The organism is Jeotgalibacillus sp. 10bf12, assembly GCF_055597105.1.
In genome coordinates this window covers 3,176,336-3,198,461 of record NZ_CP200276.1, presented here as the reverse complement: position 1 = coordinate 3,198,461, position 22,126 = coordinate 3,176,336, and the positions used below count along the sequence as shown (strand labels likewise).

The window sequence follows — 22,126 nt, the reverse complement described above, 5'->3', positions numbered from 1 at the left end:
TCACACATGAAAAAATTCGTAGCAGGAACATTCGCAGTAACAAGTATTTTTGCATTAGCCGCTTGCGGTTCAGATAACGCAGAGGAAGGTATCGGCTCAAGTGAAGATGGTGAGCCGGTTGAACTGAGAGTCGGCGCATCTAACGTACCACACGCTGTAATCCTTGAGCAGGCACAGCCTTTACTTGAAGAAGAAGGCGTAGACCTTCAGATCGAAACGTATCAGGACTACATTCTTCCTAACCAGGATCTTGATTCAGGTGAAATTGATGCAAACTACTTCCAGCACGTACCTTACCTTGAGTCACAAATTGCAGAACATGATTATGACTTTGCAAATGCTGGCGGCATTCACATTGAGCCAATCGGCGTATATTCTCAGGATTATGCATCACTTGATGAGCTTCCGGATGGTGCTGAAATTCTAATGAGTAATTCTGTAGCTGATCACGGCCGTATTCTTACTATGCTTGAAGCACAGGGTCTGATCACACTGGATCCTGAAGTTGAAAAAACAGCAGCAGAAGTATCTGATATTGTAGAAAACCCTAAAAACCTTCAGTTCGAAGCGGATTATGAAGCAGCACTTCTTGTACAGCTTTATGAAAATGGAGAAGGTGACGCAGTTCTAATCAACTCTAACTATGCAATTGATGCAGGAATCAACCCGCTTGAAGATTCAATTGCCCTTGAGGATTCTGATTCACCATATGTTAACGTCATTGCAGTTAACAGTGGTGAAGAGGATAACGAAGCAGTTCAGAAGCTTGTAGAAGTTTTAACTTCTGAAGAAATCCAGGACTTCATTCTTGAAGAATGGGGCGGCGCAGTCGTACCGGTTGACGCTGAATAATTGTTTGGTAACTGCTCAGTCTATGACTGGGCAGTTTTTTTATATTTTTGCGCGGGGCAAGGGAAGGTGAGTTTGTATTAATTTGTGCTGAAGTTGTTGCAATCCCTGCTCAGGTTGTCGTGATACACCCGGGAAGTTGTTCCTATCCGTGCCAGAATTGCTTCTATTTTCTCTTCAAATGTCTGTATCCCATCTGAATACTTGTTTTGCACCGATCCCGCTTGATGCTCTTAAGACACTAAAGACCTGTTTCTTAAAGGCATTCAGAGCAGAGCGGGTGCACGAACTGAAATGTTGTCATTTAAGTCAGAGTTGCTGCTATTTCTCCTCAGGTTGTCGCGATACACCCGGGAAGTTGTACCTTTATGTGGAGAATTTGTATTGATCCCGGATCGAGTTGCATCTTTTCATTCACAGCTTGTAACAAAACCGCCGCGAGGGAATTTCAACAGGTGGCAAAAAAATTTTTGTTTCGCCTTCATCTATTGATTTAAAAACAATGGAAACCCTTACATATATTGAATAAATATTTGTAATAGTCAAAAAATAATGCTAGTGTGTTTATTAAGTTTTCTAGCGGGTAATACACCACTAGCAAACAGATTTAGAAAAAATATGGAAACGAAGTCACGGACAAAAAAACCGAAAAGGAATGATTCATTATCCATCCTATTAAAGTTGATTTTACAACTGACATGGAGAAGCAAATGCTAAGTTCGCACGGAGTTGGTTACGAAACGTATATGAGAGATCACAATGTGCGTATGAATGTGGAAATGAAACGTGAAGAAGAGTATAAAAAGTCACAGGACTTAGTCCAGGAACTTGAAGGTAAAGTCATCAATCATTTATAATAGTAGAGAAGAGAAAAAGTCAGTGTATCCTACACTGACTTTTTTGATTGTAAAGGTAAGGGTCAGTGTGATTTGATTCTAGTTTTAATTTGTTATAAGATTAGAATGAGAATAAATTGAGAATGGTTCTTCCATTTCAAATTCATATACAAACGGAGGTAATTAGACAATGGCTTCAACTTTAGTAATTAAAGATCTTCATGTGGAGATCGAAGGCAAAGAAATTTTAAAAGGTGTAAACCTTGAATTGGATAGCGGTAAGATTCACGTTATTATGGGACCAAACGGAACAGGTAAATCAACGCTTGCTTCAGCAATTATGGGACACCCTAAGTTCGAAGTAACAAAAGGTGAAGTACTGCTGAACGGTGAAAACGTTCTTGAAATGGAAGTGGACGAGCGTGCACTTGCAGGATTATTCCTTGCAATGCAGTATCCAAGTGAAATCACTGGCGTAACAAATGCAGACTTCCTTCGTTCTGCAATCAATGCACGCCGTGAAGAGGGCCAGGAAATCTCTTTAATGAAATTCATTAAAGAATTAGATAAAAACATGGACTTCCTCGAAATGGATCAGAACATGGCACAGCGTTACCTGAATGAAGGTTTCTCAGGCGGAGAGAAGAAGCGTAATGAAATTCTTCAGCTGATGATGATCAGACCTGAATTCGGTATCCTTGACGAGATTGACTCTGGTCTTGATATTGATGCACTGAAAGTTGTATCTAAAGGAATTAACCAGATGCGCAGTGAAGATTTCGGCTGCCTGATTATCACTCACTATCAGCGTCTTCTTAACTACATCGAGCCTGATTTCGTACACGTTATGATGCAGGGCCGCGTTGTTAAATCGGGTGGACCTGAACTGGCTCAGCGCCTTGAAAGTGAAGGTTATGACTGGATCAAACAGGAACTTGGTATTGAAGACGAAACTGTAGGACAAGAAGCGTAACTGATAGGAGGATGAATATGACGACACAAATGAAATTGCCGGTTGATCAGCAAGCGGTGCAGGCTTTCTCAGAAAAGAACGGCGAGCCTGGCTGGCTGTCGTCCCTTCGATTGGACGCACTTGCGAAAGCAGAAGAGCTGCCATTGCCGAAGCCGGATAAAACGAAAATAGATAAATGGAATTTCACACAGTTTGCTAGCCATACTGTAGAAAGTGAAGCTTATGCTTCATTAGAAGAGCTTCCTGAATCAGTGAAGTCTCTAGTAGACGCTGAGAAGCAGGAAAACCTGTATATTCAGCGCAACAATACACCAGCATACCTGAAGCTGTCTGACAGCCTGAAGAGTAAAGGTGTTATTTTCACAGATATTTTAACTGCAGCGAAGGAGCACCCTGAGCTTGTAGAGCAGTACTTCATGAAGGATGCAGTGCAGATGGACGAGCATAAGCTGACTGCACTTCACGCAGCACTTGTAAATGGCGGAGCATTTCTTTATGTTCCTAAAAACGTTGAACTTGAAGAGCCAATCCAGGCTGTATACGTACACGATAATGCTGATGCAGCTCTTTTCAACCACGTACTTGTTGTGGCTGAAGAAAATTCTGCAGTCACTTATGTTGAATCTTATCTTGCAACTGAAGGTGCCGGTGAGTCGCTTGCGAACATCATTACTGAAGTTGTAGCAAAAGACAATGCGCGTGTTGTATACGGAGCAGTTGATAACCTGTCTGAAGGTACAACAACTTACGTAAACCGCCGCGGAATAGCTTCACGCGATGCAAAAATCGAGTGGGCGCTTGGCATGATGAATGATGGGAATACAATCTCAGAAAACATCACGCACCTGATTGGCGATAATTCACACGGTGACACGAAAATGGTTGTAGTCGGACGTGGAAATCAAAAGCAGAACTTTACAACGAATATCAGACACTGGGGTAAAAACTCAGAAGGATATATTCTGAAGCACGGCGTTATGAAGGACGCAGCTTCTTCTATCTTTAACGGAATCGGTAAGATCGAGCACGGCGCGACAAAAGCGAACGCTGAGCAGGAATCACGCGTACTGATGTTAAGCGAAAAAGCACGCGGTGATGCAAACCCGATCCTTCTGATTGATGAAGATGATGTAACTGCAGGTCACGCAGCTTCAGTAGGCCGCGTAGATCCTATGCAGCTGTTCTATCTGATGAGCCGTGGTATTTCTCAAAGAGAAGCAGAGCGTCTTGTTATCCACGGTTTCCTAGCACCGGTAGTGACTAAGCTTCCAATTGAAGGCGTGAAGCAGCAGCTCACAGAAGTGATTGAAAGGAAAGTGAATGTATGAATGTCGAAGAGATCCGCAGACAGTTTCCAATATTGGACCAGGAAGTAAACGGTTCGCCGCTTGTCTATCTTGACAGCGCAGCTACTTCTCAAAAACCGCTGTCTGTGATCCAGGCGATTGACGAGTACTATAAAGGGTACAACTCAAACGTGCACCGCGGTGTACACACGCTTGGAACCCGGGCGACAGACGGGTATGAAGGAGCTCGCGAAAAAGTTCGTAAATTCATTAATGCCGCATCTTCTGAAGAAGTTATCTTCATGCGCGGTACAACAACAGCGATTAATACCATCGCACAAAGCTATGGTCAGGAAAATGTGAAAGAAGGCGACGAAATCGTCATTACACACATGGAGCACCACAGTAACATCATCCCTTGGCAGCAGCTGGCGAAAAGAACCGGTGCAACACTGAAGTATGTACCGCTTCAGGAAGACGGCACGCTGTCACTTGATGATGTGCGTGAAACGATCACATCAAACACGAAAATTGTTTCGATTATGATGGTTTCAAACGTACTCGGCACAATCAACCCGATTAAAGAAATCACACAGATTGCACATGAAAATGGCGCAGTCATGGTGGTGGACGGTGCACAGTCTGCACCTCATATGAAGGTGGATGTGCAGGATCTTGACTGTGACTTCTTTGCATTCTCAGGCCACAAGATGGCTGGCCCGACTGGTATTGGCGTTCTATATGGTAAGAAGAAACACTTGAACGCAATGGAGCCTGTAGAATTCGGCGGGGAAATGATTGACTTTGTCGGTCTTCAGGAATCCACATGGAAAGAGCTTCCGTGGAAATTTGAAGGCGGCACACCAATCATCGCCGGTGCAATCGGTCTTGGGGCTGCGATAGATTTCTTAAATGAAATCGGTCTCGATGAAATTGAGAAATATGAGCACCACCTCGCAGCATATGCGATGGAGAAAATGTCTGAAATCGATGGCATTACCATCTACGGACCTAAAGATCCATCTAAGCGCGCAGGCCTTGTGACTTTTAATCTTGATGACGTTCATCCACATGATTTAGCCACTGTACTTGATGCAGACGGTATTGCGATTCGTGCAGGTCATCACTGTGCACAGCCGCTGATGAAATGGCTTAATGTTTCTTCAACAGCCCGTGCAAGCTTCTATCTGTATAACACAGAAGAAGATATTGACCGCTTAGTAAGTGGACTCGTTAAAACAAAGGAGTATTTCAGCGATGTCTTTTAATAACTTAGACCAGCTGTATCGTCAGGTGATTATGGATCACTATAAGAACCCGCGTAACAAAGGGGAAATCGAAGACAGTGTAACTGTTGATATGAATAACCCTACATGTGGTGACAGAATCCATTTAACACTTGATGTACAGGATGGAATTGTCAAAGAAGCAAAATTCGATGGTGAAGGTTGCTCAATCTCAATGGCGTCTGCTTCTATGATGACTCAGGTGATCAAAGGAAAGCCCGTTGATGAAGCACTTAAATATTCTCAAATCTTTTCAGATATGATGCTTGGAAAAGAATACGATGATTCAGTAGACCTTGGTGATATTGAAGCACTGCAGGGTGTGGCAAAATTCCCTGCCCGTATCAAATGTGCAACACTTTCCTGGAAAGCAATGGAGAAAGGGATTGACCAGCAGTCTGAATAACTGCAAAAAAAGAAGGAGGAATCATCATGGCGAAAAAAATGCCCGATGTTGGCGATTATAAATATGGCTTTCATGATAAAGACGTATCGATTTTCCGTTCGAAGCGTGGTCTGACGCGTGAAATCGTGGAAGAAATTTCACGTATGAAAGAAGAGCCGGAGTGGATGCTGAACTATCGTCTGAAGGCTCTTGAACAGTTTTACAACATGCCAATGCCTCAGTGGGGCGGCGACTTAAGCGGACTGAACTTTGATGAAATTACGTATTACGTTAAGCCGTCAGAGCGAAGCGAGCGCAGCTGGGACGAGGTTCCTGAGGAAATCAAGCGTACATTTGACAAGCTCGGTATTCCTGAAGCTGAGCAGAAGTACCTTGCAGGTGTATCTGCACAGTATGAATCAGAAGTTGTATACCACAACATGAAAGAGGATCTTGAAGATATGGGTATCGTCTTCAAGGACACTGATTCAGCACTTAAAGAAAATGAAGAGCTTTTCAAAAAGCACTGGGGAACTGTTATTCCATCAAGTGATAACAAGTTCTCTGCACTGAACTCAGCAGTATGGTCAGGTGGATCATTCATCTATGTCCCTAAAGGCATAAAAGTTGATACACCACTACAGGCGTACTTCCGAATCAACTCTGAAAACATGGGTCAGTTCGAGCGTACACTGATCATTGCGGATGAAGGTTCAAGCGTACACTACGTTGAGGGTTGTACAGCACCGGTCTATACAACGAACTCACTTCATAGTGCCGTAGTTGAAATCATTATCAAAAAAGACGCTTACTGCCGTTACACAACGATTCAGAACTGGGCGAACAACGTATTCAACCTGGTAACGAAGCGTGCAGTATGTGATGCAAATGCAACAATGGAATGGGTAGATGGAAACATCGGCTCTAAGCTGACAATGAAATATCCTGCAGTTATCCTTCGCGGTGAAGGTGCACGTGGTATGACACTGTCAATCGCACTTGCAGGTAAGGGTCAGCACCAGGATGCAGGAGCTAAAATGCACCACTTAGCGCCTAACACATCTTCAACAATCGTATCTAAATCGATCTCTAAACAGGGCGGTAAAGTAACCTACCGCGGTATCGTACACTTCGGACGTAAAGCACACGGTGCACGTTCTAACATTGAGTGCGATACGTTGATTATGGATAACGAATCAACATCTGATACAATTCCATACAACGAAATTCTGAATGACAACATTTCACTTGAGCACGAAGCGAAAGTGTCTAAGGTTTCTGAAGAGCAGCTATTCTATCTGATGAGCCGCGGAATTTCTGAAGAGGAAGCAACTGAAATGATCGTAATGGGCTTCATCGAGCCATTCACGAAAGAGCTTCCGATGGAATATGCAGTAGAAATGAACCGCCTGATCAAGTTTGAGATGGAAGGTTCTATCGGTTAATATGACTAAAACCCGTACTTTTTGGAGTGCGGGTTTTTTAATTGGACTGGGACTGGGAAATAGATTCCTATGAAATATGCAGTAGAGATGAAAGGTTCTATTGAATAACCTATATCAAATGTTTGATAGCGTTCATTCCCTGCCAAGTTTAAATTAACTTTAAGTGTGGGAGGCGAAATTTTTAGTTCGTCTTTTCTATATTTTAGGTACATCATGATAAATAACCGCTGTTGTTTTAATTCATAATATGGGCATGAATCGTGTGTCAGGAGGTTGGTGAAGCTTCTTTATAAGTTTTTAATCGCACGAAATAGCAAGTATTCAGCGTACTATGATTCTCATCATTTGGTTTTGATTTTGCTGAATTCATTTTCTCACGAATAATCGTAATGTATAATAGTAATTGCAATCCATAAGGTGAATCATTCTATATAATTATTTCTATTATTATCAAAATAACTTATGGATAAAATTAATAGAAATCTAAAGTTTATGAAGTGACCTTAAAATAGAGAATGTGTATTAGTTTTCATTCTATAAATACAAAGTAGTTTACACATATAATTCCAGGGGTGGTATAACGTGTTAGATCATAATGAAGAACAAAATGTAAAGTCATTTGAGGAACTTCAAGAAGAAGCTCGAAATAAACGTTTTGAAGAGCTAAGAGAATATTTCCCTCAATTCTTTAATAAAAAAGGAGAATTTGAATTTGAAAAGTTCAAAGGCTATTTGACAGACAGTGATATTGGTGTAAACACAGAAGGTTTTTCTTTAAATTTTGTTGGAAAAGAATATGCAAAATTATTGATTGATACACCAACTGATACTCTAGTTTCTCCTGATGAATTAGAGAACAATAATGGTGTAAACAAAGATAGTGAAAATATCTACATAATCGGTGATAATATTGACGTTTTAAAGCATCTAAGGAAGTCATATACGAATGCAGTAGATGTTATCTACATTGATCCACCATATAATACGGGGAGTGATGACTTCACTTATCCTGATACATTTCAGTTTAGTGTAGAAAGGCTTACTGAAATATTTGGTGATGAAGAAAAAGCTGAACGAATTTATAACCTATCAGGTAAGTCAAGTCATTCCGCTTGGTTGACGTTTATGCTGCCCAGAATTGCAATTGCACATAAACTCTTGAAAAAGGAGGGAGTAATGTTTGTAAGCCTTGATGATAACGAAGCATCTAATATGATACTTTTATGTGATGAAATCTTCGGTGAAAGTAACAGATTAGGACCAATTATACAAAATAAACAAAATTCGAAAAACGATTCAAAAAACATCCAAAAAAATCATGAATATGTTTTGGTATATCGTAAAAGTACTGTTTTTGAAAATGGAAAAGAGAAAGAAAATATTCGAGTAATTTCACATCAAAAACAAGAGGTCTATGAAGAAAATGAAGAATATTATTACTTTAATGATTACATTACTACTCGGGGTGAAGGTGGTACGTTAGCCAACAGGAACAATCTTGGATACACCGTTTATTACAACAAAGAGACGAATTGTATGATTCCCAAAATGGATTATGACAAAGAAATGATTGGGACCGCTAAAACGTATGAAGAATTGTATACAGATGATGAAGATTTAATTTTAAATGGATATTTCCCTATTCGTCCTCCAAAAGTTAGAAATCAATTTGGAGTTTGGACATGGGAAATTGATAAATTTGTTAGGGATAAAAAAGAGGTAATGGTTACAGGTACAGAGCCGAATTACAATATAAAGAAGCGAACTTTCGTTGATAGTTCAACCGTTTTTGAAGAAAATGGAAAGTATTATATTGAAAGGGATGTATCATCAAATTCAAGAAGCATTTTGGATTTTTCAACTAATGATGGTACTACTTATTTTAATGAGCTGATGGGTTCAGCTGATATATTCACTAATCCTAAAAATGTTGATTTGTTGTATTACTTGTTAAGTTTGATTCCCAAAAAAGAAGAGATTTTAGTTTTAGATTTCTTTTCAGGTTCAGCAACAACAGCTGATGCTGTTATGAGGCTTAATACAAGTGATAAAGGAAATTATAAATATATATTAGTTCAATTACCTGAAGAACTCAAAGAGAATAATCCAGCTCGAGAGAAGTTTGGTTTTTCAACTATTGACGAAGTAGGGAGAGAGCGAATAAGACGTGCTGCTAAAAGGATTAATGAAGAAACAGGTGAAAGTATAGATTATGGTTTTAAGACATACTATGTGCATGAAAGACCTATTCCATCGATAGAAAGTATCGAAGAATTCACCGACAATCCTGTTGTTCAGGAAACTTTAGGTATAGGTACTGAAAACCACATTGATATTTACCAATACAAAGAAGCTAGTGGAGAGTCCACACTACTTACAACTTGGCTGATTAATGATGGGTTTGGTTTTAGTGCAAAGGTAGAGGAAATAGAATTCGGACAAGCAAATGGTTATTTATCTGGTTCAAGGCTATACATTTTAAATGAAGGCATGACCACTGACGATATGGTTGAATTACTTAGAAAAATTCATGAGAAAGAAATCAATATTTCGAACATTACTGTATATGTCCACTCTTTATCATCAGTTTTACTTCGTGAGTTAGATTTAGCTGTGAAAACTATAAATGGGTTGACCCTAGAAAGGAGGTATTAAGAGGACGATGGAACTGAAGGAGCTTGATTATCAAGTTGAAGCGATAGAAGCTGTTACAGATGTATTTAATGGCGTGCCATTAAATTATATTTCTAATAAAGCAAATCCTGTTTTTAATCTTACTGACATGTTTGTTCAAGAGAAATTAAAAGCTAATATTACTACTATTCAAAAGAAAAATAGGATTAATAGCGATTTGCGTACATCAATTAATGACGGTATCTTGGGAATTGATGTAAAGATGGAAACAGGCACAGGTAAAACTTATGTGTATTCACGTTTAATGTTAGAATTAAAAGCAAAATACAATTTCAATAAATTTATTGTTGTAACGCCAACTACACCAATTAAAGAAGGTACAAAGGCGTTTTTAGAATCTGATATGTTCAAACGGCATTATAGCTTGTATGAAGACTATAAGGACCTTGACATTTCCTTGGAAGTATTAAATAAACAAAAAAGCAATAAAAAAGGACGTAGATATATACCCACAGAAGTACGTAATTTTTCTGAGGGAGATAGATTTGCAAAGAATACTGTTTATATGTTCTTAACTGGTATGGCAATGCTTAAAAAAGGGAAAAACTCAACGCTAGACCGTAAAGATTATGACGAATCGCTCTTTACTGGTACAACACGTCCTATAGAGGGAATGGGAGAAACAAGACCCATAGTTATACTTGATGAAGCACACCGTTTTCCTAGGGAACAAAATACATATCAGTACATTACTGAAAATTTAAACCCACTTGCGATTATTCGTTTTGGGGCTACGTTCCCTAAAATTACATCAAAGAAAGATGATGATACAAGGGACTATAACAATTTAGTATACAACCTAACATCAGCACAAGCCTTTAACCGTGATTTAGTAAAAGGTGTATCTATATTCAATCCTGAAGTAGAAGGAGTTTCAAGTACTCGTTATCGTTTAGTTAGAATTGAAAACAAAGGCGTAAAAGCAAATAAAGAAATTCGTTTTAGAAATGAAGATACGAAAGTTAATTACGACTTTGTACTTGGTGATAGTCTAAATAGAATGAGTGAAGATTTCTCAAATATTAGTATTGTAGATATTAATAAATTTGATGAACTAAATGGAATGAATGGTATCAAACTTTCTAACGATAGAATGCTAGCTGTTGGTGATAGTTTATATGCTGGCGTATTCAGTCATTCTTATCAAGAAATGATGATTGAGCAAGCAATAGAACTACATTTTCAAAAGGAACAAGAGAACTTCTATCGTTCGCCACGTTATAAAACACTATCTTTATTTTTCATTGATAATCCGCTTTCCTATCGTACAGAAAGTGATAAGTCAGGAGTGTTACGTTTATATTTTGAGGACAAATTAAACAAACGTATTAAAAAGGAAATAGAGGATATAGAATCCAAGGCTACACTAACCGAAAAAGACAAAGAATATGTTGAGTTTTTAAAAGCAAGTAGTAATAACATTTCACTTACAAACGGAGGTTACTTCTCTAAGGATAATGACACTTCGGATGAAGCGATTCAAAAAGAAGTAGACGAAATTTTACGTGATAAAGAAAGTCTGCTTTCTTTCAAAGACAAGAATGGCAATTGGAATGTTCGTCGGTTTCTTTTCTCCAAATGGACTCTACGTGAGGGTTGGGATAATCCGAATGTATTTACTATTGCGAAATTGCGATCTTCTGGTAGCGAAAATTCTAAAATACAGGAAGTTGGGCGGGGGCTACGATTACCAGTTGATGAAAACGGTAATCGAGCAGAAATCGGGGATGAAGAATTCCGTCTTAATTATCTTATTGACCATACTGAAAATAATTTTGCAGAAAAGCTCCAAGATGAAATTAATGAAGGAGAACCAAATGTAACTAACATCTTATCAATAATTGATGAAATTGCTGAAAAGATGGATAAAGATCGGAATGCCTTGTTCTTTGAATTAGGTGGTAAAAATTATATTGATATGGATGGGAATATAAATCTTGAAAAACGAGAGCAGTTCTACAAAGACTATCCTCTTTTCCGTGTAGGTATTAAAAGTGGTAAAGTACTTAAGGGGAATCCTGAAAAAGTAGGAATCCGTAAGGAAAACTACATTAAAATAAAAAAAATATGGGAAAAAATAAACCAAAACTACATCGTTCAATTAGAGCCAATTAGTGATGAAGTACTAGAAAAGGGTATTGAAGAAAGTTTGACTTCAGATATTTTTGACCGTCAGAAATCTAGCTTTGTCGTTCATACGATGACAAAAGATGATGAAAGCAACCGAGTTGAAATTGTAAGGGAAAAGACTAAAGAAAGTTACTACCTTGATGGCGATAAGGTTGGCTATGGTGAGTTTTTAAAGAAATTGTGTAATCGTCTTAACATTCCAGTGGGATTAATACACAACGGTATCAAGAAGTTTCACAACAAATATCCTGATGTGGATATTTATCCAACAAATTACAGTGTTGAAACTTTTGTTTCAAATTTTGAAGGCTGGTTTATAAACCAATTTGAAGGAAAATATAGTTACCGGAGAATTCCGAATCAAATAAAGGAAACACAATTAACAGACTATGAAGGTAATCCTAAAAAAAGCATTCCCCAATCTATGATAGGACTAATGAAAAGTAGTAAAGAAAACAAAGTACCAGAGACCTTCTTGTATGACAAAATTGCTTTTGATAGTCCTTTTGAAGAAACAAATATAATTGATGGAGAAACTGAGGCAGTTGAAGTCTATGGTAAAATTCCAAGAAGAAGTATTCGTGTTCCAATGTATTTTGGTGGGACTTCAAGCCCAGACTTTATTTACATTGCAAAGAAGACGGATGGATCAGAAGTAATGAACCTAATCATAGAAACTAAAGATGTGAAAAACTTGTATGATTTAAGGGAAATCGAAAAATCTAAAATTAGAGCTAGTCAGAAATTCTTTGAAGAATTACAGAATGAAATAAAAGATGAAAAGTTTAAGGTCACTTATAGATCTCAACTTCATAATGATAAAATTCAAAGGGTTTTAGAAAACATTTGGAATGAGGAAGAATAGAAAGTGGAATAGAGGATTAATGCTAGTTATATATGATAAGAACCCACAGCACAAACTAGATGGTATAGAGTTTTACCGTTTTATACATGGGTTTATAGATCATAAATTTTTTTGCCAAAACATTGCCAAATCCGTGCCAAATTATAATCTATTTTAAACAACTTGAAGAAATGGCATTGTATCAAAGGTTTGTCCCTATTTATTATAAATCAGGGCTTGGCATTTCAAGCACCATTGATCAAGTTCGAGATGGAAGGTTCTATCGGTTAATATGACAAAAACCCGTACTTTTTGGAGTGCGGGTTTTTTAATTGGACTGGGATGGGGACAAGTTCTGAATTAATTGCGACAAATCAGCCGGCGATTGCTACAAGTTCCCGGGCGTATCGTTACAAATCCAGCACAAACTGCGACAGCACCGGCAATTACAGCAACATCCTGCAGCATCTGCCCTGCATGCCTTTAAGAAACAGGCTTATATTTCTTAAGGCCATTAAGAGGGTGTGGTGTATACAGGTTATAGGTGGAACTCGACATGTAGAGAGGTGGAATGCCACAACTCAGCCGTCAATTGCGACAAATCACCAGACATACTGCTACAAATCCAGCACGAATTGCGACAGCACCAGCAGAAACAGCAACATTCACCAAAGCCGTTATCAGCAGCCAAAAAAAAGACTGCCGCAGCAGTCTCTCTCACAATATTAGTAAGACAAATCCTCCGAAACCTTCCCTGTAGAAGCAGGTCTCCACATAAACCCAATCGCTGCACCAACCAGTGCAGGCAGCATCCAACCGAGTCCAATTTCATATAAAGGCAGGTAAGTCATATAAAAATCTGTTACAGCATCAAGTGCCCCGTTTGCAATACCAGGCAAAGTGCCAACCAGCGCATTGTAGCCGTCAATCAGACTGACAAAGAACGTCAGGAACATCGCACCTGCATAGATGCTTCGTTTATGACCAAACAGATTTGAAGTCATGCCAAGTAAAATCAGTACAATTGCAAGCGGATATAAGAACATCAATACAGGAATCGCATACTGAATTATATTCGTTAAGCCGAAGTTTGCAATAACCAGTGACATCAGTGTCAGGATTAATACAAACGTTTTGTAGCTGACTTTAGGGTAAAGCTGATGAAAAAATTCACTACACGCGATAATCAGACCGATACTTGTCTTCACACATGCAAGCACAATAATCAGTGCAAGTAATATCGCGCCCAATGGTCCGAAATAATGCTGGGCCACGGCAGCGAAAGTCAGTCCGCCGTTTTCAAATGTGCCGACAGCTGAAGGACTTGAAGCGCCCATATAGGTCAGTAATCCGTAGATCAGCATCATCAGGCCGGTCGCAATGAGACCTGACTTCAATGTCGTGCTGGCAATGGCTTTTTTATCAGTAATCCCAAGGTTTTTAATTGCATGAATAACAATAATGCCAAACGCCAGTGCGCCAAGTGCATCCATTGTATTGTAGCCTTCACGGAATCCGCTCATAAATGGAAGTGTCTCATAACCCGGAGCTGGTGACTGGAAGCTGCCCATCGGTTTGACGATTGCCGTAATAATTAAGATTGATAAAAAGAATAAAAAGACAGGTGTTAAATATTTACCGACAATGTCCATTACTTTTTCAGCTTTTAGCGAAAAGACATAGACAATCGCAAAGAAAATAAAACTGAAGACTGCAAGCCATAGCTGACTTTGTGCGGGACTGACAAACGGTTCAAATCCGACTGTAAACGGGACAGTTGCAGTACGCGGAATTGCGAAAAATGGTCCGATTGTTAAGTAAAGGATAAGTGCAAAGACTGTACCGAATAGCGGATGAACCCTGCTTGCTAAATCGTGCAGCCCTTTACTGCCTGATAATCCGATCGCAAGGATACCCAGCAGCGGAAGTCCAATGGCAGTAACGAGAAATCCTGCCAATGCAGGCCAGAATGATGTACCGGCAAGCTGGCCGAGCTGGATCGGGAAAATGAGATTTCCGGCTCCGAAGAATAGCCCGAATAACATTGTGCCGATAATGAGATAAGTTGAAAATGGGATCTTTTGTTGCATAATATTGTTCCTTTCCTGTGCCTTTTTAAGTGCAACGCTGTGATGTAATAAAGGTAATCCTAACAAGAATCCACAGGGGTTACAATAGCAATAATCTTATTTTTACAAACACTTTCTATGGTAGCGTTTCCTTTTTACAAAAGCTGATTTAAAGTCTATTTTATTCCAGTCAACATCAGATCATCTGTTTGCTACGGTATCAGCTCAACTATGATACAATAACCATATAAAATTGGCCGTAAGAAGGTGATTGTGTGATTTATATCGGTTTAACCGGATGGGGAGATCATCCGGATGTATATGATGAGCATTCATCAAAGCAGGATAAGCTGAAGGATTACTCGGGTCATTTTCCAATTGTTGAGCTGGATGCATCTTTTTATGCAGTTCAGCCGGAACGGAATATGAAAAAGTGGATAACTGAAACGCCTGATTCATTCAAGTTTATTGTAAAAGCTTATCAGGGGATGACCGGACACCAGCGGGGAGAGATTCCTTTTGAAACGAAAGAGGACATGTTTAAAGCATTTCGACTATCACTTACTTCCTTTATAGAAGCGGATAAGCTGGGTGTTGTACTTTTGCAGTATCCACCCTGGTTTGACTGTCAAAAGCAGAATGTTGATTACATAAGATATTGCAAGCAGCAGCTCGAAGGACTTCCGCTTGCGATTGAATTCAGAAACCAGACCTGGTATACAGATGAATTCCGTGACAGGACACTTCAATTTTTAAAGGATGAAGAGCTGATTCACAGCGTATGTGATGAACCTCAGGCAGGAGAAGGGTCGATCCCGCTGATTGCTGAAAGTACGCACAAAGGCGTAACGATTTTCAGACTGCACGGCAGGAATGTAGCCGGCTGGACGAAGAAGGGAAATGAAAACAGCTGGCGGGAAGTTCGCTATCTTTATGACTATAACGAGGCGGAACTTAAAGATCTTGTGCCGGTTCTTCAAAAGCTGAACCGTTCGTCCGATAAAGTGTATGTACTGTTTAATAATAATTCAGGCGGCCATGCAGCTGCCAATGCGAAAACAATGATCGATCTGCTTGGACTGGATTATGGAGGTCTTGCCCCTAGACAGCTCGATTTATTTTAGATTGGAATGAAGGATGAATGGAATGGTTTTTACTGCCTTTAATCGGGCTTGCAGCCGGTGCGATCGGCTCGCTGATCGGACTTGGAGGCGGCGTGATTGTTGTGCCTGCGCTGCTCTTCTTTGGGCCGGCACTCATGTGGATCGATGGCATAACGCCGCAGACTGCTGTCGGGATTTCTTTAGTCGTGATGATTTTTACAGGATTATCATCGACACTTGCCTATTTAAAAACGAAAACCGTTGATGTAAAAAGCGGACTGATCTTTTTTGCAGGGAGCGGTCCCGGTGCAATCGTAGGGTCTTATACAAATCAGTATTTAACATTAGGATCGTTTCATCTGTATTTTGGCCTGTTTATGATCTTTTTATCTTTTATTCTACTGATTAGAAATAAGATCAAACCGATTGAACAATTCAAGTCGGCTTCCTACCAGCGGCATTTTACCGATCCGCAGGGCGTACAATGGAAATACGGATTTCCACCGGTTGCAGGGGTTCTTGCAGCATTTGCTGTCGGATTTGCTTCAGGATTATTTGGTATCGGTGGCGGATCTGTGATGGTGCCGATTATGATCATAGCATTTTTATTCCCGCCTCATGTAGCGGTGGGCACTTCGATGATGATGGTCTTCCTTTCAGCAATACTCGGTTCTGCTTCACATATTGCGTTTGGTAATGTGAACTGGCTTTATGTGGCACTGCTTGCACCAGGCGCGTGGTTTGGTGCGAAGCTTGGTGCCTGGATGAATCAGAAGCTTCAATCAGACAAGCTGGTATTTGTACTTAGAATCATACTCGTACTGATCGGGATCAGATCAATTATTGAGGGGTTAGGTTAATTGGATTTGAGAGGTGATGTATTGTGAAAGAAAGAATTACAATTTTTCATACAAATGATTTACATAGTCATTTTGAGAATTGGCCCCGCATTCATCAGTTCCTGGACCAGGAGCGAAATATGCTCAGGCAGGATGGGGAAGATGTATATCTATTTGATATAGGAGATCACGCTGACCGTTTTCATCCATTAACAGAGGGGTCAGCCGGTAAACGGAATGTTGATCTGCTGAATGAGGCCAGATATGACGCGGTGACAATCGGAAATAATGAAGGGATTACGTTCTCATATGACGAGTTGAATGAGATGTACCAGCATGCAGATTTTGAAGTCATCCTGGCTAATCTTTTTACGACAGAAGGGAATCGTCCGGACTGGGCACGGCCATATCTGATCAAAACCACCAAAAGTGGAATAAAAATCGGAATTACCGCTGTAACAGCTGAATACCCCGTTTTTTATGAAAAGCTCGGATGGCATATTACGTCAGCAAAAGACGAGTTGAAGGCGCAGGTCAGGGCGATGAAGGATAAAGTGGATGTTGTGATTCTGCTATCACACCTTGGAATCAGAGAGGATGAGTGGGTGGCAGAGGAGTGTCCTGATATTGATGTGATCATGGGTGGTCACACACATCATGTGCTTGAAAATGGCAGGCTGCATAATCAGGTGCTGTTAGCAGCCGCAGGAAAATACGGAATGTATACAGGTAAAGTGGAAATTGAATTTGATCATGTCAGCAGAGAAGTATCAGGTAAAACAGCTACACTCTATGAAACGAGTGAACTTCCTGAAGCTGAAGATCAGAATGAACATTGGCTTGAAGAGGGTAAGCAGCTTTTATCTAATGAAATCACAGTGCTTGATCAGCCAATCCTGCACAACCCGCTCCAGGCTGCGTCACCGCTGTCGATGTTACTTGCCGAAGCGATTCTTGAGTGGTGTGATGCTGATCTGTCAATTGTAACCGGCGGACTGCTGCTTCATCCGCTCGATGCAGGTCCGGTCACAGAATACGACCTTCATAAAATCCTGCCTCATCCGATCAACCCGTGCCTTGTTGAACTGACCGGGAGTGAACTGAAAGAAGTGATTAGAGAGTCCAGGCACCAGAACTGGCCAACGACTGTCATCAGGGGCCTTGGGTTCAGAGGAACGATTCTTGGCGAGTTTATCTATAAAGGACTTGAAGAAAGAGATCATCAATTTTATATAAATGGGAAAATAGTCCATGCAGAGCAGATCTATAAAATTGCTACTGTTGATATGTTTACGTTCGGTTTCTTTTTCCCGGAAATGCAGCGGGCAAAAAAACAGTATTTCATGCCTGAATTTCTGCGTGATATTTTAAAAGATAAGCTGAGTCATACAGCCCGTTAAAAAAGAAACAGTTAGAGAAGGGTGATCAGTCAATGAGATTAATAGCCACAAAGGTTGTTCGCGCAGGCATGGTGCTGGGCCATACAATATATAACGTGAATGAAAAGCCTTTATTACAGGCAGGTGTCAAACTGACAGAAGGAATGATTGAGCGGTTGCGTCACCTGAAAGTACAGTATGTGTATATTGCCGATGAGCAGTCAAAAGGTATCGAAGTAAAGGAAAGTGTACCGGTTTTTGTCAGGCAGGAATCAATCAGGGAAATCAGACAGGCTTTCTCATCAATTGAAGGCTGTAAGCAAAAAAATATGGCAAATATGCTGGAACAGAAGGCAACGAAAATTCAGCATATCCTGAAAAATATCATGAGTGAGATGGATGCGAATCAGGATCTATTGATGATTTTATCTGATGCTCACCTGTATGATTCCTATATTTTTGATCATTCCTATAACGTCACACTTTATACGCTAGCCATAGGGAAAGAACTGAAGCTTCCGGTTAAGCAGCTTGAGCAGCTTGGAATTGGTGCCATGCTGCATGATATCGGGAAGACCATGGTTGATGAGTCGGTCTTAATGAAGGAAGGCCGACTGACGCAGGAGGAATTTGAAGAAATTAAAACGCATACGGTTCATGGCTTTGAAGTACTCAAAAACCTTCACAATGTCTCGCTACTGACTGCGCACTGTGCTTTTCAGCATCATGAAAGACTTAACGGCTCAGGGTACCCAAGAGGCTTAACAGCTGAGAATATTCATCCATACGCAAAAATTATTGCTGTCGCGGATGTGTTTGATGCGTGTACGTCCAACCGGATATACCGGGATAAAATGCTGCCTGCTGATGCAGTGGAAATTCTGCTCTCAGGCTCCGGCACATTATTTGACCCGACCGTGATTAAAGCTTTTCAGAGAGGCGTTGCGATTTATCCTAACGGGCTGACAGTACAGTTAAGCGATGGAAGAAAAGGGATTGTAGCCAGACAGAATAAAGCTGTATCCATGCGTCCTGTTGTCAGGATTGTGGAAGAGAATGGCGCGATTGTTCATGCTACATATGAAATCGATCTCGCAACTCAATTGAACTGTACAATCGCTCAGACTGATATTGCATTTGTCACTGAATAATTCTTTGTAAAAAAGCTCTGCTGAACGCATACACTGCGTTATAGGAGGGCTTTTTATGCGCAGAAAAAGGTTAATGATCAAGCCGCTCACAGCCCGCTCTGTCTGGCTGTTGTCTTTGCTTCTGTTTCTACTGATGACAGTCCTCGGACTTGCTGTGATCAATACAGGTGTGAAACCGACGCTGATGCTGTACGCAGAATCTCAGACGAAAAAAATTGGGGCACTTGTCATTAGTAAGGCAGTAAACCGGGAGATTGCAAATGTCATGGATATTAATGAAATTATTGAGAATGTCCCGACCGATTCAGCAGAAATGGTCACAACGAAGTTTAATACAGAAATTATTAACAGGGTATTGGCAGAGACGACTGAACTTGTACAGGAACAGCTGCGGGCCATCGAAAGAGGAGACACAGCTATATTAAAATCACTGACTGAGCTGGATCTTGAAGTGGAGGACGCCGGAAATCTTGAAGGAATTGTCTATACAGTTCCGCTTGGTCAGGCAACCGGGAATGCACTTCTTGGGAACTTGGGTCCCAAAGTGCCAATCCGCTTTCATGCAGTCGGTAATGTCACGTCGAATATTAAATCGGAAATCGATGAGTTTGGCATTAATAACGCATTCGTCGTGATTAATATTCATCTGGTGGTCAACGTACAGATTATTGTACCTTTTGCTACAGAAGTGACTACAATTGAACAGGACATCCCGGTTGCAATGGGGCTCATCCAGGGGCAGGTACCTGAAATTTACAATGTTGGTGATGGTATGTCACCTTCTCTTGAAGTCCCGATTCCGACAAATTAGTCTTGAATTGAAGAGAGTCCCTTGTTATAATAGTTCAGTAAAATGAATAATCACCACATCATAATCCGATGGGGTAGAGGAGCAGGATTTAAGAGTAATCTGTGTGAGGATGATAACTGCGATCACAGATGAAAGGGGATCACTGCCGAAATGGTAATCATCAGTCAGGATATTACCATTGGGGTTATCTTTAATAAGGATAACACTCTCTTTCCGCAGTATTTTTGCGGGTTGAGGAGCTACAGATCGTGATGGAGCATAACATTACTAACGACAAGGGTAATGGTAGAGTCCTCTATCATTGCCCTTTTTTGCGTTTTTTTACGATTATGCCTCACTGCCCTATCATACAAATAAAGGAGGGAACATTATGGAAGGAACATGGTTATCACTTTTACCACCTATCGTTGCCATTGCGATGGTTTTACTTACAAGACGCGTACTGCTTTCACTCGGAGCAGGTATCGTCACAGCAGCACTCTTAATTACAAGCTTTGGACCGGTTGCGACGCTTGAGACACTTTGGATGTCATTTAGCGGCGTATTCTGGGAGTACGGTTCAGATGGAGAGCCTGGCGGTCTGAACTTATGGAATATTTTCATCATGTTATTCCTGGTTATTCTTGGCGTTATTACAGCGTTCATCAATATATCCGGAGGTGCAAGAGCATTTGGTGAATGGGCAATGAAACGTGTAAAGACACGTGCAGGTGCCCAGGTAGTAACTGCATGCCTTGGTGTTATTATTTTTATTGATGATTACTTTAACAGTCTTGCAGTCGGACAGGTTGCGCGTCCGTTGACTGACCGCCACCGCGTATCGCGTGCAAAGCTTGCTTATCTGATTGATTCAACTGCAGCACCGATTTGTGTTGTTTCACCGGTCTCAAGCTGGGGAGCATATATCATTGCAGTCATCGGCGGAATTCTGGCTACACATTCAATTACTGAATACACAGCCTTCTCTGCATTTATGCAGATGGTACCGATGAATCTTTATGTATGGGCAGCACTTGGAATTGTCTTCATCGTTGCACTGCGCGGTGTAGACTTTGGTCAAATGAGAATTCATGAAAACCGTGCAATTGAAACAGGGGAAGTATATGACCCTAATAAAGATATCCCTGGTGAGTTAAAAAATGATCTTCCAACATCTAAGCATGGTACAGTTGGGGATCTGATCTGGCCGATTATCGCCCTTGTCATTGGTACAGTGGCGTCGATGATGTGGACAGGTGCCCAGGCTTACACAGCTGATACAGGAGAATCTGCAACGATTCTTCAAATGTTTGAATACACAGATGTTGCGAAATCACTTGTATATGGTGCGCTTGTAGGACTTGCAGTTGCCATTGCATTCTTTATCAGGCAGATTGGCCGTTCTGAAAAAATCGGTGGAGCTGAATTCTTCCTTGCACTTAAAGAAGGCGTGAAATCAATGCTTCCGGCAATCTATATTCTTGTATTCGCATGGATGATTGTTGGGTTAATCGGGGATCTTGGTACTGGAGAATACCTTGCAGGCATCGTGGAATCATCTAACCTGCCGCTTGGCTGGCTGCCGGTTCTGTTATTCCTTGTAGCTGGTGTTATGGCATTTTCTACAGGAACATCATGGGGTTCATTCGGTATCCTGCTTCCAATCGCAGGGGAAATTGCAGCAAGCACAGATATTTCACTGCTGCTTCCATCACTTGCAGCTGTCCTTGCAGGAGCTGTATTCGGTGACCACTGTTCACCAATTTCTGATACTACGATCCTTTCTTCAACGGGAGCCGGAAGTAATCATATTGATCACGTTGCAACGCAGATTCCTTATGCCGTAACTGGCGCTGCGATTGCATCAGCCGGATATATTCTTCTTGGATTCTCAGGAAGTACGTTACTTTCACTTGGGCTTGTCATTGTACTGCTTTTATTATTTGCAGTAATAATGGGCAGGAATCCAGAGAAAGCGAGAACCGTTTCAGCTAAAGAAGGACTCGAATAATGATAAAAAGCGCCTGAATCGTGTTTGCGATTCAGGCGCTTTTTTATAAGGACTAT

At 40.6% G+C, this 22,126-nt stretch carries 16 protein-coding genes and 1 riboswitch; of the genes, 15 read left to right on the top strand and 1 reads right to left on the bottom strand.

The features are described 5' to 3' along the window. Nucleotides 1–6 precede the first annotated feature (6 nt). From DH10bf12_RS16705 to DH10bf12_RS16665, 9 genes are all read left to right on the top strand, one after another. The gene (locus DH10bf12_RS16705; RefSeq protein ID WP_471736347.1) at nt 7–852 is read left to right on the top strand and encodes a MetQ/NlpA family ABC transporter substrate-binding protein; all 846 of its coding nucleotides are present in this window, start codon (nt 7–9) and stop codon (nt 850–852) included. A 707-nt stretch (nt 853–1,559) separates the two neighbouring features. Next, the gene (locus tag DH10bf12_RS16700; RefSeq protein ID WP_204730883.1) at nt 1,560–1,706 is read left to right on the top strand and encodes a YuzK family famiily protein; all 147 of its coding nucleotides are present in this window, start codon (nt 1,560–1,562) and stop codon (nt 1,704–1,706) included. Nucleotides 1,707–1,875: 169 nt separating this feature from the next. Beyond that, nucleotides 1,876–2,658, top strand: a complete 783-nt coding sequence (gene sufC, locus DH10bf12_RS16695; RefSeq protein WP_404404623.1) for a Fe-S cluster assembly ATPase SufC — start codon at nt 1,876–1,878, stop codon at nt 2,656–2,658. 17 nt (nt 2,659–2,675) lie between these two features. Further along, the gene (gene sufD, locus DH10bf12_RS16690; RefSeq protein ID WP_471736346.1) at nt 2,676–3,986 is read left to right on the top strand and encodes a Fe-S cluster assembly protein SufD; all 1,311 of its coding nucleotides are present in this window, start codon (nt 2,676–2,678) and stop codon (nt 3,984–3,986) included. Continuing rightward, nucleotides 3,983–5,212: a cysteine desulfurase gene (locus tag DH10bf12_RS16685; protein WP_471736345.1), complete on the top strand. Its 1,230-nt coding sequence runs from the start codon at nt 3,983–3,985 to the stop codon at nt 5,210–5,212. The genes sufD and DH10bf12_RS16685 overlap by 4 nt, the downstream gene beginning before the upstream one ends. After that, nucleotides 5,202–5,636, top strand: a complete 435-nt coding sequence (gene sufU, locus DH10bf12_RS16680) for a Fe-S cluster assembly sulfur transfer protein SufU (protein ID WP_204730859.1) — start codon at nt 5,202–5,204, stop codon at nt 5,634–5,636. The genes DH10bf12_RS16685 and sufU overlap by 11 nt, the downstream gene beginning before the upstream one ends. A gap of 26 nt (nt 5,637–5,662) precedes the next feature. Continuing rightward, the gene (sufB, locus tag DH10bf12_RS16675) at nt 5,663–7,060 is read left to right on the top strand and encodes a Fe-S cluster assembly protein SufB (RefSeq protein WP_471736344.1); all 1,398 of its coding nucleotides are present in this window, start codon (nt 5,663–5,665) and stop codon (nt 7,058–7,060) included. A 582-nt stretch (nt 7,061–7,642) separates the two neighbouring features. Then, nucleotides 7,643–9,715, top strand: a complete 2,073-nt coding sequence (locus tag DH10bf12_RS16670) for a DNA methyltransferase (RefSeq protein ID WP_471736343.1) — start codon at nt 7,643–7,645, stop codon at nt 9,713–9,715. A 7-nt stretch (nt 9,716–9,722) separates the two neighbouring features. Next, nucleotides 9,723–12,749 (top strand): type III restriction-modification system endonuclease, encoded by a 3,027-nt coding sequence (locus tag DH10bf12_RS16665; protein ID WP_471736342.1) that lies wholly within the window; start codon nt 9,723–9,725, stop codon nt 12,747–12,749. Between the two features lie 704 nt (nt 12,750–13,453). On the opposite strand, the gene brnQ is transcribed toward DH10bf12_RS16665, so the two are convergent. Continuing rightward, nucleotides 13,454–14,818: a branched-chain amino acid transport system II carrier protein gene (gene brnQ, locus DH10bf12_RS16660; RefSeq protein WP_471736341.1), complete on the bottom strand. Its 1,365-nt coding sequence runs from the start codon at nt 14,816–14,818 to the stop codon at nt 13,454–13,456. A gap of 254 nt (nt 14,819–15,072) precedes the next feature. Here brnQ and DH10bf12_RS16655 point away from each other — a divergent pair, with 254 nt between their 5' ends. The 6 genes from DH10bf12_RS16655 to DH10bf12_RS16630 all read left to right on the top strand — a co-directional run bounded on the left by DH10bf12_RS16655 (nt 15,073) and on the right by DH10bf12_RS16630 (nt 22,070). Next, nucleotides 15,073–15,921, top strand: a complete 849-nt coding sequence (locus tag DH10bf12_RS16655) for a DUF72 domain-containing protein (RefSeq protein WP_471736340.1) — start codon at nt 15,073–15,075, stop codon at nt 15,919–15,921. Between the two features lie 17 nt (nt 15,922–15,938). Next, nucleotides 15,939–16,760 carry a sulfite exporter TauE/SafE family protein gene (locus DH10bf12_RS16650; RefSeq protein ID WP_471736339.1) on the top strand — a complete coding sequence of 274 codons (822 nt, stop codon included), beginning with the start codon at nt 15,939–15,941 and terminating at the stop codon, nt 16,758–16,760. 23 nt (nt 16,761–16,783) lie between these two features. Further along, nucleotides 16,784–18,139 carry a bifunctional metallophosphatase/5'-nucleotidase gene (locus DH10bf12_RS16645; RefSeq protein ID WP_471736338.1) on the top strand — a complete coding sequence of 452 codons (1,356 nt, stop codon included), beginning with the start codon at nt 16,784–16,786 and terminating at the stop codon, nt 18,137–18,139. Between the two features lie 32 nt (nt 18,140–18,171). After that, nucleotides 18,172–19,269, top strand: a complete 1,098-nt coding sequence (locus tag DH10bf12_RS16640; protein WP_471736337.1) for an HD-GYP domain-containing protein — start codon at nt 18,172–18,174, stop codon at nt 19,267–19,269. A gap of 55 nt (nt 19,270–19,324) precedes the next feature. Beyond that, nucleotides 19,325–20,080: a sporulation protein YunB gene (gene yunB / locus DH10bf12_RS16635; RefSeq protein ID WP_471736336.1), complete on the top strand. Its 756-nt coding sequence runs from the start codon at nt 19,325–19,327 to the stop codon at nt 20,078–20,080. 66 nt (nt 20,081–20,146) lie between these two features. Next, nucleotides 20,147–20,330, top strand: a riboswitch (Lysine riboswitch). Nucleotides 20,331–20,450: 120 nt separating this feature from the next. Then, nucleotides 20,451–22,070 carry a Na+/H+ antiporter NhaC family protein gene (locus DH10bf12_RS16630; protein ID WP_471736335.1) on the top strand — a complete coding sequence of 540 codons (1,620 nt, stop codon included), beginning with the start codon at nt 20,451–20,453 and terminating at the stop codon, nt 22,068–22,070. The last annotated feature ends 56 nt before the right edge of the window (nt 22,071–22,126 follow it).